The sequence below is a fragment of the uncultured Thiocystis sp. genome (assembly GCF_903866365.1).
Taxonomy (GTDB): domain Bacteria; phylum Pseudomonadota; class Gammaproteobacteria; order Chromatiales; family Chromatiaceae; genus Chromatium.
This window is the reverse complement of the sequence record NZ_CAIPNF010000217.1, coordinates 13437-27553: the sequence shown is the minus strand read 5'-3', so window position 1 is coordinate 27553 and position 14117 is coordinate 13437. Positions and strand designations below refer to the sequence as shown.

Here is a 14117-nt window from a genome sequence, read left to right as displayed (position 1 = left end):
ACCATGACCGACGCAACTGGAACCGCCGCCCTGCCCACGCGGGACGCCGCAGCCGCGCGCGTCAGCGCCGGCGGCGATGACGCGCTCGCCGATGAATTGCTGGAGACGCTGCTGGCGGGACTCCCCGCCGAGCTCGCGGATCTGCGCGCTTGCCTCAGCGATTCCGATTGGCTGGGGCTGGCCGAATCCGCCCATCACATCCGCGGCGCCACGCGGTATTGCGGTGTCCCGGCTCTGGATGCGGCCATCGAGGCGCTGGAGCGGGCCGCCCGCATCGGCGATCCGGCGCGGAGCGCGGAGACCTTTCGCGACGTGGAAACGCAGACCCAACGGTTGCGCGCGCAGACCGGCTGATGCGCGTCCATGCGGTCTCCTCATCGACTGCCAGGAACCCGGATTTCCGCCGCTGTCGGCGATGTCGGATCCACGGCATCGACCAATCCATTCTTCCGCAGCACGTCGTGTACCTTGCGCGCCATCCTGATCAAGCGGGACAGATCCTTCAGGGTCGGCTTGACGCCCGCGTTCAATCCGCGCTCGCAATCCTCCAGTGCAGAGGCCAGAAAGTCGAGCAGCTTCATGGAACATCCCTGGCAGGAACCCGAACAGATCCGCGCCTCGGGGGCATCGAAAGGGATCGACGCGCGGATTTGTCCGATCAGCGTAGACATTGCCGTCACAATAGCCGGCTTGGGTACGCGAGTTTGCCGTTGACGCATCTCAGCCTGTGCCATGATTACGCTCGTTGCGACACCGACGCCACCCTTTCAACTCCGAAGGACAGACCAGCATGAAACCGACCAACCTCAAGACCGCTTCTTTTCTGACCTTGCTGCTGTGCTTGCCGCCCGCGCTCGGACAGGCAAGCGAGAAGGCGAGCGGCGACAAGGCAGGCGCCTATCCGGGTTATCTGGCGCTCGCACCCTCGCTGGTCGTCAATTTGGCGAGCGAGCGCAAGACCAAGTATCTGCGGGTCGATATCCAGTTTTACCTCGACACCGCCGAGGACGCCGAACGGGTGACGCTGCATCTGCCAGTGATCCGCAACCGTCTGATCACCCTGCTCGGCGGACGCGAAGCCGATCAGATCATGTCCACGGAAGCGCGCGAGCAATTGCGCGCCGAATTACTGGAAAAGCTGCGCGAGACCCTGACCGAGGTGGCAGGCGCGCCCACGATCAGAGAACTTTACTTCACCGGATTTATTATTCAATAGGGATGGCGGGCAGCGGCGGATCCGACGACCAGCGATAAACGGCCTCGACTTGCCGCCCACCCTCCAGATAGGTCAGAGACTCGCACAGTTCCCGAACCAGCGCGATGCCGCGCCCCCAGGGGCGCGCCGGGCTGGCTTCGGCGCCGACCCAGTCGGCTTGCTCGAACCCCTCGCCGCTGTCGCGCAACCGGATCTTCAGACGCCCTCCTTCCGCCCCTTCCGCCAGTGGCTCATGGCTGATTTCCAGACAGAGCCAACCCGTGCAGCCCGCCTCCAGCAAGTCGGCCCGCCGACCGTAATACACCTCGAATCCATCCGGGGCCGACTTCAAGGAGGAGGGCAATTGCAGAATGCCATGCTCCAGCGCATTGGAATACAACTCGGCAACGATGGTTTCCAGCGCCCCCAGATGGGCATCGAGTCCGTCCAGAAATCCCAGCGGCCGGAGCATCGACTCCACCGAGCGCAAACCGCCCAGATGCGCGTCCTGCAATTCCAGCGACCAGGTCCAGCCGCCCGCCGTCGATGAGGGACTGGCGATCCGCGGGGCCGCGAACAATTGGGCGTTCAGCGGGATCTCCAGAATCGCGATGTCGTCGGACGGCACGGTCTCCAGGCAATGCGCATCCAGTGCCGCGAGCAACTCCGGAAAGATCGCGTGAGCATGCCGCCAAGCGTCCAGCAGATGCCTGAATCGGGAATGTCCGAAGGGGATCCCCGTCCGGTCTCTCGCCTCCAGCAGCCCATCGCTGAAGATCAGCAGGCCATCGCCGGGCCGCAGTCCGATCCGATGGGGCGTCTCTCCGTCGGGTAATTCCGGCAGGATCCCCAGGGGCAATGCGTGGGATGCCAGTTCGTGCAGGGCGTCCCGGCTACGCAACCAGGCGCTCGGCATGCCGGCGTTCCACCAGCGCAGTTCCTGACCGCTGCCCGGAATGGACATCAGACAGGCCGCCATGAAGCGGTCGGTCGGCAAGAGCTGATAGAGTTTGCGATTAATTTCCGCGAGGACGTCCAGATCCTCGACACCCTTGCGGGTCATGGCGTGAAAGGCATCCACCACCGGCAGCGCGCCGATGGCCGCCGCCAGGCCATGTCCGGTGAAGTCGCCCACCAGGACACGCAATCCGCCATCGGGCAGGTGCTGGGTGAGCACCAGATCGCCGCTGAACATGGCGGCCGGACGCTGCATCAGACCGAGTTGGTCGGTGGCGACGTTGCGGTTCTTGATCGCCCGGCTGAAGACGCGCTCGGCCAGTGCCTGCTCCTGACGCTCCCGTTCCAGCAATTCGGCCAGCGGCTGGTTTTCCGCGACGATGCGGCGATGGAGGTCGCGCATCCGCTCCATGGCCAGGATGCGCGCCCTCAGCACGGCCTGGCTGAAAGGTATGATCAAGACATCGTCACCGCCTGACCGGATGCCGCGCAGCAGCGACTCTTCATCCCGCAGGGCGGTCTGGAAGATCACCGGAACGAAATCCGATCCAGACATGGCCTTGATTCTGCGCGTCGTCTCGAAACCATCCATCAGAGGCATCACGACGTCCATGAAGACGAGATCGGGGCGTTCGCTCTCGAACAGGCTCAGCGCCTCCGGTCCGCTGCCGGCTTCCAGCGTTGCGAATCCCTCATGTCGCAGCATGCTGCTCAGCAACTGCCGGCCGACTGGATCGTCTTCCACGATCAACGCCAGTCCTCGCCCGCCAGCCCGCGCCGACAGGGGCTCCGTTAACCAGCCGCGTGTCTGTTCCGATGACGACATTGCGTGATCTTTCCTAGAGAATCAATTCGATTACCATCGATAGATCGCCTCAACCCGAGAGCCATTCCCTCGATAGGTCACGGAGTCGCAGAGATCCCTAACCATGGCGATGCCGCGTCCCCAGGGGCGCATGGGATCCGGTGCCAGCTCGAACACCTCACGCTCGCTGAAACCGTCGCCGGTATCCGTGACCTGAATCCGCACGCAATCGCCATCCTCGCCGGGTTCATAACGCAGGCTCAGGGTCACGCGGCCGCGACAACCGCCCGCCAGGCGCTGCTCGCGCTGGCGATAATAGGCATCGAAACCATCCGGGGTCGACTTCAATGACGAGTCGAGTTTCAGAATGCCATGTTCCAGGGCATTGGAGTACAGCTCGGCCAGAATGATCTCCAGCGCGCCCGCCTGCGATTCGAGTTGATCGAGGAACCCCATGGGTCGCAGGGCCGCCATGATCGACGGCTGACCGCCCAGGCGTCCGTCCACCAGTTCCAACGACCAACTCCAGCCGCTCCTGCCGTGCACGGAATCCAGGGCCGGCTTCGGGGGCGCGAGCAACTCGCAATCCATGGGAATCTCCACGGCCGCGATATCGTCGCTCTGCTCGGTCTCGGCACTGTGCGCGTCGAGCGCGGCGATCAGTGCCGGAAGCAGCGGTCGAGCGAATTCCCAAGCGTTTAACAACGCCTGAAATCCGGTATTGACGAACATTTGCCCCTGCTCATCGCTCGCTTCCAGCAGCCCATCGCTCATCAGCAGCAGGCGGTCACCCTGACCCAAACGGATCCGCTTAGGTGCCTGCTGCGCGGGAAGTTCCGACAGGATGCCCAACGGAAGCGCGTGGGAGTGCAGTTCATGCAAACCATCGCTGGTTCGCAGCCAGGCACTAGGCATGCCACCGTTCCACCAGCGCAGTTCGCTGCCATTGCCCGAGAGCGTAATCAGACAGGCCGCCAGAAAACGGTCGGGGGGGAGGATTTGATAGAGCTTTTGATTGATTTCCGCGAGCACGCGGGCATCGTCGACGCCCTTGCGGGTCATGGCGTGGAAGGCGTCGGCCACGGGCAAGGCGCCGATCGCCGCGGCCAGTCCATGCCCGGTGAAATCGCCCACCAACAGACGAAATCCGCCATCCGGAAGATGCTGGGTCAGCACCAGATCGCCGTTGAAGACCGAGGCCGGACGCTGGACCAGGCCCAGCCGGTCCATGGCGACGTTACGATTCATGACCACGCGGCTCAAGACCCGTTCGGCCAGTGCCTGCTCCTCGCGCTCCCGCTCCAGTAACTCGGACAGCACCAGTTGCTTGGCCGCGATGGCGCGCTGCAGATCGCGCACGCGCTCCATGGCGAGGATGCGGGCCTTGAGCACCATGAGGCTGAAGGGTTTCGCGAGAAAATCGTCCGCGCCAGCCTCGGTGCAACGCATCAGGGACTCTTCGTCCTTCAAGGCGCTCAAGATGATCACCGGGATAAAATCCATCCCGGACATCGCCTTGATTCTTCTCGTGGCCTCGAAACCGTCCATGCCCGACATCATGATATCCATGAACACGATATCCGGCCGATCAGTCTCAAAGAGCGCCAGCGCTTGCGCGCCGTCGCTGGCCTCCACCGCGCGAAAACCTTCGCGCTTCAGCATCAAACTCAGGAGACGGCGATTCGTCGGATCATCGTCCACGATGAGCGCACATCCCCGAGCGCCGGTCTCCGTCCTGGACCGGGGATCTGCTGTCATGTCATGCAAGGGTGCTGCGGGAGACTCCAGGGGTGTCATGCTCGAATCTTCAATCCAGGTTGAACAGTTTTTCGAAATTCGCGATCTTCAGCACCCGTCGCACGTCTTCGCCGCAACCGCTGATCGCCACCCGCCCCGCGTCCCCCCCCGCGAAATCGCGCAACAGCAGCAACATACCGAGGGCCGAGCTGTCCAGATAGGAGGCTCCGGACAGATCGACGACGAAGGTCTTGGATTTCGGGTCGATATCCCGATAGGCGTCCCGGAACGCCTTATGCTGCGCGAAATCGAAGCGTCCATCGATCGCGATGGTCACCTGGGACTTCTGTTCATCGATTCGACGAATGACACTCATGATTGATCTCCCGGATTTTCTCCGTGTTGTCTGATTTGGCCCAATGTGGCCTTAGTCATCGCCCCGGCACCGTCGCGGCCCGATACAGGGCGTTCGCGATGTCCGCCAGCGGCAGGATTGCGGACGCCGCGCCGCGTTTCACCGCCTCGCCCGGCATGCCCCACACCACGCTGCTCGCCTCGTCCTGGGCGATGGTCTGCACGCCCAGATCGTGCAATTCCTTCAGACCCTGGGCGCCATCCGCGCCCATGCCCGTGAGGAGCGCCGCGCTGGCCTGCTTGCCCGCCGCCTGGGCCACCGAACGAAAGAGCACGTCCACGCTCGGTCGGTGACGATTGACCAGTTCGCCGTCGCTGAGCCGACAGACATAGCGACCGCCCTCGCGCGCCAGCAGCAGGTGCCGGTTGCCGGGGGCGATATAGGCATGGCCGGTCATGACGCGATCGCCCTCCGCGGCCTCCTTGACGACCAGACCCGTCTGGCGGTTCATGCGCTCGGCGAAGGCCGCGCTGAACCCCGCTGGAATATGCTGGGCGATGACGACTCCAGGGGTGTCCGGCGGCAGGCGAAGCAGCACCTCTTTAATCGCCTCGGTGCCCCCGGTGGAGGCGCCGATGGCTAGGACGCGATCCGTGACGCGAAACGATTGGAGCATGCGCTCCGGAATCCGCTCTGTCACGAACGGAGCGCATGCCGCAGCCGGCGCGACCTGTCCTGGCCGCGCGCGAACCTTGGCCTTGGCGGCCATCCGAATCTTGTCGATCAGTTCGCCCGCATAATCCTGTAAACCTTGTTCCCGAGCCAACTCGGGCTTGCGGACAAAATCGACCGCTCCCAATTCCAGTGCCTGCAGCGTCACCTCGGCGCCGCGCGCCGTGAGCGAGGAGACCATGACTACCGGCATGGGCCGCAGCCGCATGAGATTGCGCAGGAAGGTCAACCCATCCATGCGCGGCATTTCCACGTCAAGCGTCAGGACATCCGGGTTGAGAGCCTTGATCCTGTCGCGGGCGACGTAGGGATCCTCCGCCGTGCCAACCACCTCGATGCCGGGGGCCGCGTCCAGAATCTCGGTCAGGATCCCGCGCACCAGGGCCGAGTCATCGACGATCAAGACACGAATGGATTCAGTCACATCGACTCTCGCCACGCCTGAGTTGAAAAAACACTGGTCAAGATCTCCGGCAATCGCCTAGAAAAGCTCGATGTCGCCTTCGTGCATGGATTTCTGAGTCGCCGGGCGATGATCCGCCGCGATCAGTTGTTCCCGCAGACCTTCCAGGCGCATCTTGGCTTGCGCCACATCCTCGGGCGAGCGCGCCTGGCCCAAGGGGATCAGCCGCAATTCCGCCACGAACCGATCCAGAAAATCGATGCGCATCCGCGCCTGAACCAGCACCTGACGGGTGATGTCCTCGAACTGAAGCAGGCGGATCGCCGCGCCCACGTTACCCTGCACGCGCTCGACCACGAAGGTCAATTCCCGCAGACCCTCGGCCAACATGGTATTCGCCCCCTGCACCTGTTGGATCATTTCGTCCATGGCGCCCTTGGCCGTGATCGAGGAACTCATATCCTGCGAGGCCATCCGACCGACAATCCCGCGGGTCTCGGCAAAGACCAGTTGCGCCTGCTCGACCTGGAGACGGATCTGATCGTTGAACTCGGCGGCGTCCTGGGAGAGCTTGCGCACCTCCTGGGCAACCACGGCAAAGCCGCGCCCAGCCTCGCCCGCCCGCGCCGCCTCGATTGCCGCGTTGAGCGCCAGCAGATTGGTCTGCCGCGCGATTCGCTTGGCGCTTTCGAGCCGGCCAAAGATCTCGTTCATCTGCGCGGAGAGGTCGTCGATCTGGTGGGCGATCTGAACGCTGTGCTTGCCCATGTCGATCAAGCGATCGATATTTTCGGAAAGCAGTTGACTGTTCGCCGTCAGAAAGGCGTTCACATCGATCATATTCGTCTTGTCGGCGTCGCCCTGGCCGTTCTTCGAGACCAATCGCAGCACCAGTTCATGTTGCGCCCTGGACTCGGAGGAAAGCCCCTCGAAGCTGCTCTGTAAATCGCTGGCGGCGTGCCCGATCAGATCGGTCGCCTGGGCCACCAGATCCCGCAACTCGGTCATCTGCGGGCCAACCAGCCGATCGGTTTCCACCACGAGATCCCATAACTCCCGTTCGGCCTGGCGATTTGCAGTGACGTCCGGCGCATTGCCCGAGGCCGTCCCGGCTGTCGGTCGGGCGATCCGCCACGCGACCGCCACCGACCAGGCGAGGGTCAATAACAACACCCCGGCCCAGGCCGGCAGAAGGTCAGGCAGCAGCAGCGTTTGCAGCAGAACCAGGATGCCGAGCAGGAGCGGCGGCCAGTATGCAATCAATTTGTCCATTCAATCATCTCCTGATCGCGCCGAGCGGATGCCGCGACAGCCGCGAACGACACAACGGCCTTGGTTTAGGAAAACAGCTCCACGTCGCCCTCGACCCTGGACTGGCGGAGGGTTTCGCTATAATTGAGTTCGCGCTCGATGATGGTGTCGTTGTGCATGCTGCGCAGCTTTCTCACCAGCACCCGTCCGCTGGCGTGAAAGAAATACACCTTGCGCGGGTGATTGCCCAACAGATCCTTCGCCACCACCGGGATCGCCTCGGTGGTCAGATAATCTAGCACGAAGCGCGCGTTGCGTTCTCCGACCACATGATTCTTGAAGCCGGGCAACACATTGCCCCCGCCAAACACCTTGGCCTCCAGGTTGGAACGCCGTGCGCCCATCTTGAGCAGTTGGTTGATGAGGATCTCCATCGCATAGTCGCCGTAACGCATGGAGCGGCCAAAGCGGCTGTCTTCGTCGCGCCGGTCATCGGGCAGCATGAAATGGTTGATCCCGCCGATCCCGCTGACGCGATCGCGCACGCAGGCGGCGACGCAGGAACCCAGCACGGTCACCATCAGCAGCTCGCGCGCGGACACATAATATTCGCCAGGCAAGATCTTGACGGCATCCAGGTTGAAATGGCGGTCGAAATAGAGATTGGGCGCCAGCACTTCCTCGCATTGATGTGCCATCTCAGACCTGCCTCAGGTGTTCGCCAGGGGGGAATACACGGTCTTTCCCTGTAGCCGAAAAAGATTCGCGACATGGGTCAGACTCTCGGAATGACCCACGAAGAGCCGACCATCCGGGCGCAGCAAGGGATGGAAGCGTGCCAGAAGCCGGTATTGCGTTGGCTTATCGAAATAGATCAACACATTCCGGCAGAAGATCGCATCGAAAGGCCCCTTGATGGGCCAACGATCACTCAACAGATTCAGCGGATGGAAACTGACCAGGGCGCGCACCTCCGGGCGGATCCGCGCCATCCCCTCCTGGGAGCCCTTGCCGCGTAGGAAAAATCGTTTCAGATCCCGTTCCGGAAGTTTTTCCACCCGCTCCATCGGATAGACGCCCTCGGCGGCCTGCCGCACGACGTTGGTATCCAGATCGGTCGCCAGGATCTTCACCGGCGGCGTCCAGGAACCGAGCGCATCGATGACCGTCATGGCCATCGAATACGGCTCCTCGCCGGTCGAGCAGGCAGAGGACCAGAGCAGGATCGGGCTTCGCCCCTTGCGTTTGGCGTCGATGACCTGTTCCGCAAGGACTGGAAAATGATGCAACTCCCGAAAGAAAGAGGTCAGATTCGTGGTGAGCGAATTGATGAAGTGCTGCCACTCATCGGGCTCGCGATTCAGATACTCAAGATAGTCTTCAAACGAGGTCAGACCCGTCGCCCGCAGACGCCGGGCGATCCGGCTATAGACCATATCGGCTTTACCGGAATTCAGCGAGATCCCCGCATGCTCGTAGATGAGACCACGGATGCGCTCGAAGTCGTGCGTGGTGAATGGGAATTCGCGATTAAAATTCTGACCATTCATCATCGTCGGAGGTCTTGATCGGCTGTCGGGAGGCGAGCGTTGTTTTCGCGACAGGCGCGGTGGACATCCTTGGCGTGGTGGCCATCGGCGTCGCACGCAACGCCATTGAACGGGAAGGATCCTGACCGACCTTGAAGACCGAAACGGCCTCGCCAAGCTGTCGGGCCTGGTCCGCCATCGCCTCGGCGGCCGCGGCGGCCTGCTCCACCAGGGCCGCGTTTTGCTGGGTCGTATCGTCCATCTGGATGATCGCTTGGTTGATCTGTTCGATGCCCGAGGATTGTTCCACCGACGCCGCTGAAATATCGGCCACGAGATCGGTCACGCGCTTGATCGCATCGACGATTTCCCGCATACGCTGGCCGGCTTCATTGAACTGGTGCGTGCCGGCGTCGACCTTGGACACGCTGTCGCCGATCATGAGCTTGATTTCCTTGGCGGCATTGGCCGAGCGTTGAGCCAGATTACGCACCTCCGCGGCCACCACGGCAAAGCCCCTCCCCTGCTCGCCGGCCCGCGCAGCCTCGACCGCCGCATTCAGGGCCAGGATATTGGTTTGAAACGCAATGCTGTCGATGACACCGATAATATCAGCGATCTTCTTGCTGGATTCGGCAATCGCGGCCATGGTCTCCACGGAGGCGTTCACCACCAACCCGCCCTTCACCGCCACGTCGGATGCCGAGACGGCAAGCTGGTTGGCCTGACGGGCATTGTCCGCGTTCTGCCTGAGCGTGCTGGTCAGTTCTTCCATGGAACTCGCGGTTTCTTCCAGCGAACTGGCCTGTTCCTCGGTACGCTGACTCAGATCCTGATTGCCGGTCGCGATTTCATTGGACGCGGTGCCGATGGTCTCAACCGTTTCCCGAAGGCGGAAAACCAGCTCCCTGAGGTTAACGACCGTCGTATTGACCCCGGCGGTGGTCTCGCCGAAGAGTCCCGGATAGTCCTTGACGATGGTCTGGGTCAGATCGCCCTCGGCCAGCGCGCTGGCCACGCGCATCACATCCTTGAGGCCCACCTCGGTGGTCTCGGACATCTGGTTGAGGAGCTGGGCGATGTCAAGAACAAACCCCTGCTTGCCGGTCAGCTCCAGTGTGATGCTGAAATCGCCCTGATTGGCGGCATCCACGATCTGGCGGATCTCGTTCACCACGCTGGTCAAGGCCATCACGGTGCCATTGATGCCGTTTTTCATCTCGCCGAACAGTCCCGGATAGTCACCGGAAATAGTCTGCGACAGGTCGCCGACGGCCAGGGCATTGGCGATCCGAGTGACATCCTTGAGGCCGATCTCGGTCGTTTCGGCCAAGCGGTTGAGCCCTTCGCCGATCTCCCTGCCGAAACCCTGCTTATCGCCGAGCGCCAGACGCTGACTGAAATCGCCCCGCGTCGTCGCCTGGACGATCGCGGCAATCTCCTCGACCAGCCGCTTCAGTCCTTCCTGCATCTGCTTGAGCGAAACCAGCAGGCTGGTGGTGTCCCCGTCCCGGATGGCGATGCGGTGCGACAGATCGCCGGCGGACACCGCCTGAACCATGAACGCGGCATAATCGGGTTCGCCGCCGAGTTGCTTCATCAATGCGCGGGTGATCCAAACACCGGTCACGATGCCGAACAGGAGCGCCAGCGCGGACAGCAGCAGCATGGACAGGATGGCGGCATCGACATTCGTTTCGGCCTGTCGGCCACCCTCCTCTATATGTTTGGTTTGGTGTTTAATGAGATCCGTGGCCGCGTCGAAATAGGCACGTTGTAACGTGCGAAACTCACCCAGCAGAAGGGTCTTCGCCTCATCTTTCTTACCCTCGCGAATCAGTGAAACGAGGCGATCCTGAGCGCGGAGAAAGGGCACGCGGGCATTCGTCAACGCCGCCAGTCGTTTGATACCCTCGGTGGAGGCGACGGTCTTTTTGAGTTCATTCAGGTTCTCGTCAATCGCCTTTCGGGTGTTGTCAATCCGGTCAAGCTCGCGCGCAATCGTGGTCGAGTCGTCGAATATCAGCGCATTGCGCACCGCCCGCGCCGCCTCATTGATGTTGTCGATGACATTGTTGGCCCAGACCGTTTTTGGAAAAAGATCCTGAACGATCTGATGCACATCCTCATTCAGCGTGCGGATGCTGCTGTAACCGACAAGGGCAACCAGACCCAAGAGCATCAGCATGGCACCGAACCCCAACTCCAGTCGTGTCACCACTTTCATCTTGGCCATGTTTCCGTTCTCTTAATTCTTTTTTCAAAAAGTTGACGCCAAGCGCCGTCAATGACCTTACTGAGTCGGTCCATACCCATGCACCTGAAAGGAAACTCCCGAGCCATCACGCCATATCGATCCGCGCCTGTTCCACCAGCCCCATTTCGCCGCTCGTGATGAGCTTTTCGATATCCACCATGATGACCATGCGATCGTCCAGGGTGGTCAGTCCGTCGATGTAGGCGGTATCCATCAGCGCGCCGAATTCCGGGGCCGGCCGGATCTGCTCGCGCTTGAGCGCGATGACATCGGAGACGCCGTCCACCACGATCCCCACCACCCGATCGGCCACATTGAGGATGATGACGACGGTGAATTCGTTGTATTCGACCTGACCCAGATTGAACTTGAGCCGCATGTCGAGGATCGGCACGATCACGCCGCGCATATTGATTACGCCCTTGATGAAGGCGGGCGCGTTGGCGATCCGGGTCACGGCGTCATACCCCCGGATCTCCTGCACCTTGAGAATATCGATGCCATACTCTTCGTCCCCGAGGGTGAAGGTAAGAAACTCCCTCGCCCCCTCGGGGTTAATCATGGCTCCGTCCTTGCGTTCGTCGTTCATCGTGGTTCACCCCTTCGCTCACGCGGATTCAGGAATTCTTGCGGTTCAGACGCACCAGCGCGTCCACGTCGAGAATCAGGGCGACCCGTCCGTCGCCCATGATGGTGGCGCCGGACACGCCGTCGACCTTGCGATAATTGGTTTCCAGGCTCTTGATGACGACCTGATGCTGGGCCACCAGTTCGTCCACCAGCAGCGCGGCGAGCCCTTCGCTGGTGTCGACGATGACCAGGATGCCATCCTCGTGGCGCGGCGGTTGCCCATCGAGATGAAACACCTCGCGCAATACGACCAACGGCAGATAGTCGCCATTGACGTGCGCCACCCGCCCCCTGCCCGCCACTGTCTTGAACTGATCCCTGGTGGGCTGGAGCGACTCCTGGATGGCGGTCAGCGGCAGGATGAAAATCTCCTCGCCCATCCGCACCGAAAGACCGTCGAGAATCGCCAGCGTCAGCGGTAACCGGATGGCGATATGGGTGCCGTGGCCCGCCTGCGAGTCGATCTCGACGCGGCCGTTCATCGCCTCGATATTGCGCCGCACGACATCCATCCCGACGCCGCGCCCCGAGATATCGGTCACCCGTTCGGCGGTCGAGAAACCGGCGTGGAAGATCAACTGCCAGACCTCCTTGTCCGATGGGTTCTCGGGCATCGGGATACCCTGCTGGGCCGCCTTGGCCAGAAGTTTTTCGCGATCGAGACCGGCACCATCGTCACGCACCTCGACCAGGATACTGCCGCCCCGATGACTGGCGCGCAGGGTGATCTCGCCGGTCTCCGATTTACCCGCCTCGCGGCGACGTTCGGGCTGTTCGATGCCGTGATCGATACTGTTGCGCACCAGATGATTCAGGGGATCGGCCAGTCGCTCGATCAGGCCTTTGTCGAGTTCGGTATCCTCGCCGATCAGTTTCAACGTCACCTTCTTACCCAGGTTGGCGGCGATATCGCGCACCACCCGAGGGAAACGGTTGAAGACGAAACTGATCGGCAGCATCCGGATCGACATCACCGCCTGCTGCAAATCGCGCGAATTACGCTCCAGGTTGGAGAGACCGCCGAAAATCCGCTCATACATCACCGGATCCAGATCGGAGGCCGACTCGGCAAGCATGGCATGGGTAATCACCAACTCACCGACCAGATTGATCAGCTGGTCCACTTTCTCCACGCTGACCCGGATCGAGGTATCCGCCACGGCCGGCCGCTTCGGTGCGGCACCAGGCCCTGGAGCGCCAAGGCCAGACGTCGGAGACGGTCGCTCGACCGTCGATTCGGCTGAAGGCGCAGCGTTCCCATCGGCAATCCGCGGCGTACCGGGGGCCAGATCGAAAAACCCGTAACCCTGTTCCTGCTCCGCACGCCCCTGATTCGCGACCGCGGCAACCTGCTCCATGCCAGGACTTCCGCCGAACAGGCCGAAGCCGTCGAGATCCTGATCCAGCGCCTGCTCGCTTCCAGGGGCGCCGGCAAAGAAACCGAATCCCAACTCTTCATCGGAATCGGTTTCCACCGGATCCAGCGCCCGCTCGCTCCCTGGCGCGCCCGCGAAGAATCCGAAACCAGGGTCTCCATCGCGATCATCGGCATTGGCGAGAGAGGCGGGCGAAACGTCCGTGTTGGCCGTGATCGAAATACGCTCCGGATCGCACACAAAGGCAAAGGTTTCGAGGATTTCCTCCTTTCCGAACCACGTCTTGATGCGCCAGACGCAAACCTCGGCATCACCCTCCGACAGCCATTCGACTGAACCCATTTCAGCCAGGACATCCCTCAGCGCATGCAGGTTGGCGCCGGACTGGAAGTCAATGGCGTCCGGCCGAAACTCGATCAGCCAGATCGACGCTGTCGCGGCGGTCCCCGGCAGGGCTGGCGAGGGCGGTCGCGGCGCGGGGCTGGCGGGGGTCGCGGCAATCTCGGATAAGGATTCCAGACGGGCGGACACCTCGGCGATCTGCGGATCCGCGTATTCCGCACCCTCCTGATGCGCCGCCAGTTGCGCCTTCAGCACATCGCAGGCGCCGAGGAAGGCATCGATCATCTCGACGGTGGGGCGCGTCTCCTGCTTGCGCAGACGGTCCAGCAGCGTCTCCAGGACATGCGTCAACTGGGCCATGTCCAGAAAGCCGAAGGTGCCGGCGCCGCCCTTGATGGAATGCGCGGCCCTGAAGATGGCGTTGAGCGTCTCCAGATCGGGCGCGTCCACATCCAACTCCAGCAGCAGGGCCTCCATCGCGGCCAGATGTTCGCCGGCCTCGTCGAAGAACACCTGATAGAAGCGACTCATATCGATGGTCATGCCCG

Annotated in this window: 13 protein-coding genes; 2 read left to right on the top strand and 11 right to left on the bottom strand. The window is 62.1% G+C overall.

The window, feature by feature from the left end; all coding sequences use genetic code 11:
* Positions 1–3: 3 nt before the first annotated feature.
* The gene (locus tag QZY07_RS12345; protein WP_295402957.1) at positions 4–354 is read left to right on the top strand and encodes an Hpt domain-containing protein; all 351 of its coding nucleotides are present in this window, start codon (positions 4–6) and stop codon (positions 352–354) included.
* Between the two features lie 20 nt (positions 355–374).
* Here the strand turns inward: QZY07_RS12345 and QZY07_RS12340 are convergent, their stop codons facing one another.
* Positions 375–671, bottom strand: a complete 297-nt coding sequence (locus tag QZY07_RS12340; protein WP_295402954.1) for a hypothetical protein — start codon at positions 669–671, stop codon at positions 375–377.
* A gap of 119 nt (positions 672–790) precedes the next feature.
* On the opposite strand from QZY07_RS12340, the gene QZY07_RS12335 reads away from it, so the two are divergent.
* Positions 791–1216, top strand: coding sequence for a flagellar basal body-associated FliL family protein (locus tag QZY07_RS12335; protein WP_295402951.1), 426 nt, complete (start codon positions 791–793; stop codon positions 1214–1216).
* On the opposite strand, the gene QZY07_RS12330 is transcribed toward QZY07_RS12335, so the two are convergent.
* From QZY07_RS12330 to QZY07_RS12285, 10 genes are all read right to left on the bottom strand, one after another.
* Positions 1206–2978 carry a SpoIIE family protein phosphatase gene (locus QZY07_RS12330; RefSeq protein WP_295402948.1) on the bottom strand — a complete coding sequence of 591 codons (1773 nt, stop codon included), beginning with the start codon at positions 2976–2978 and terminating at the stop codon, positions 1206–1208. The genes QZY07_RS12335 and QZY07_RS12330 overlap by 11 nt on opposite strands.
* A 30-nt stretch (positions 2979–3008) precedes the next feature.
* Positions 3009–4658 carry a fused response regulator/phosphatase gene (locus tag QZY07_RS12325; protein WP_363184138.1) on the bottom strand — a complete coding sequence of 550 codons (1650 nt, stop codon included), beginning with the start codon at positions 4656–4658 and terminating at the stop codon, positions 3009–3011.
* Between the two features lie 106 nt (positions 4659–4764).
* Positions 4765–5070 carry an STAS domain-containing protein gene (locus tag QZY07_RS12320; protein ID WP_295402943.1) on the bottom strand — a complete coding sequence of 102 codons (306 nt, stop codon included), beginning with the start codon at positions 5068–5070 and terminating at the stop codon, positions 4765–4767.
* A gap of 55 nt (positions 5071–5125) precedes the next feature.
* On the bottom strand, positions 5126–6205 hold the full coding sequence (locus QZY07_RS12315; protein WP_295402940.1) for a chemotaxis response regulator protein-glutamate methylesterase: 1080 nt from the start codon (positions 6203–6205) through the stop codon (positions 5126–5128).
* A gap of 57 nt (positions 6206–6262) precedes the next feature.
* Entirely contained in the window at positions 6263–7456 is a 1194-nt protein-coding gene (locus tag QZY07_RS12310; RefSeq protein ID WP_295402937.1) for a methyl-accepting chemotaxis protein, read from the bottom strand.
* A gap of 65 nt (positions 7457–7521) precedes the next feature.
* A complete protein-coding gene (gene cheD, locus QZY07_RS12305; RefSeq protein ID WP_295402935.1) occupies positions 7522–8133 on the bottom strand; it encodes a chemoreceptor glutamine deamidase CheD in 612 nt (203 codons plus the stop codon).
* Between the two features lie 12 nt (positions 8134–8145).
* The gene (locus tag QZY07_RS12300) at positions 8146–8988 is read right to left on the bottom strand and encodes a CheR family methyltransferase (protein ID WP_295402932.1); all 843 of its coding nucleotides are present in this window, start codon (positions 8986–8988) and stop codon (positions 8146–8148) included.
* On the bottom strand, positions 8966–11200 hold the full coding sequence (locus tag QZY07_RS12295) for a methyl-accepting chemotaxis protein (protein ID WP_295402929.1): 2235 nt from the start codon (positions 11198–11200) through the stop codon (positions 8966–8968). Before QZY07_RS12295 ends, QZY07_RS12300 begins: the two co-directional genes overlap by 23 nt.
* 106 nt (positions 11201–11306) lie before the next feature.
* On the bottom strand, positions 11307–11810 hold the full coding sequence (locus QZY07_RS12290) for a chemotaxis protein CheW (protein WP_295402926.1): 504 nt from the start codon (positions 11808–11810) through the stop codon (positions 11307–11309).
* Between the two features lie 28 nt (positions 11811–11838).
* A complete protein-coding gene (locus QZY07_RS12285) occupies positions 11839–14112 on the bottom strand; it encodes a chemotaxis protein CheW (RefSeq protein WP_295402923.1) in 2274 nt (757 codons plus the stop codon).
* Positions 14113–14117: the final 5 nt, after the last annotated feature.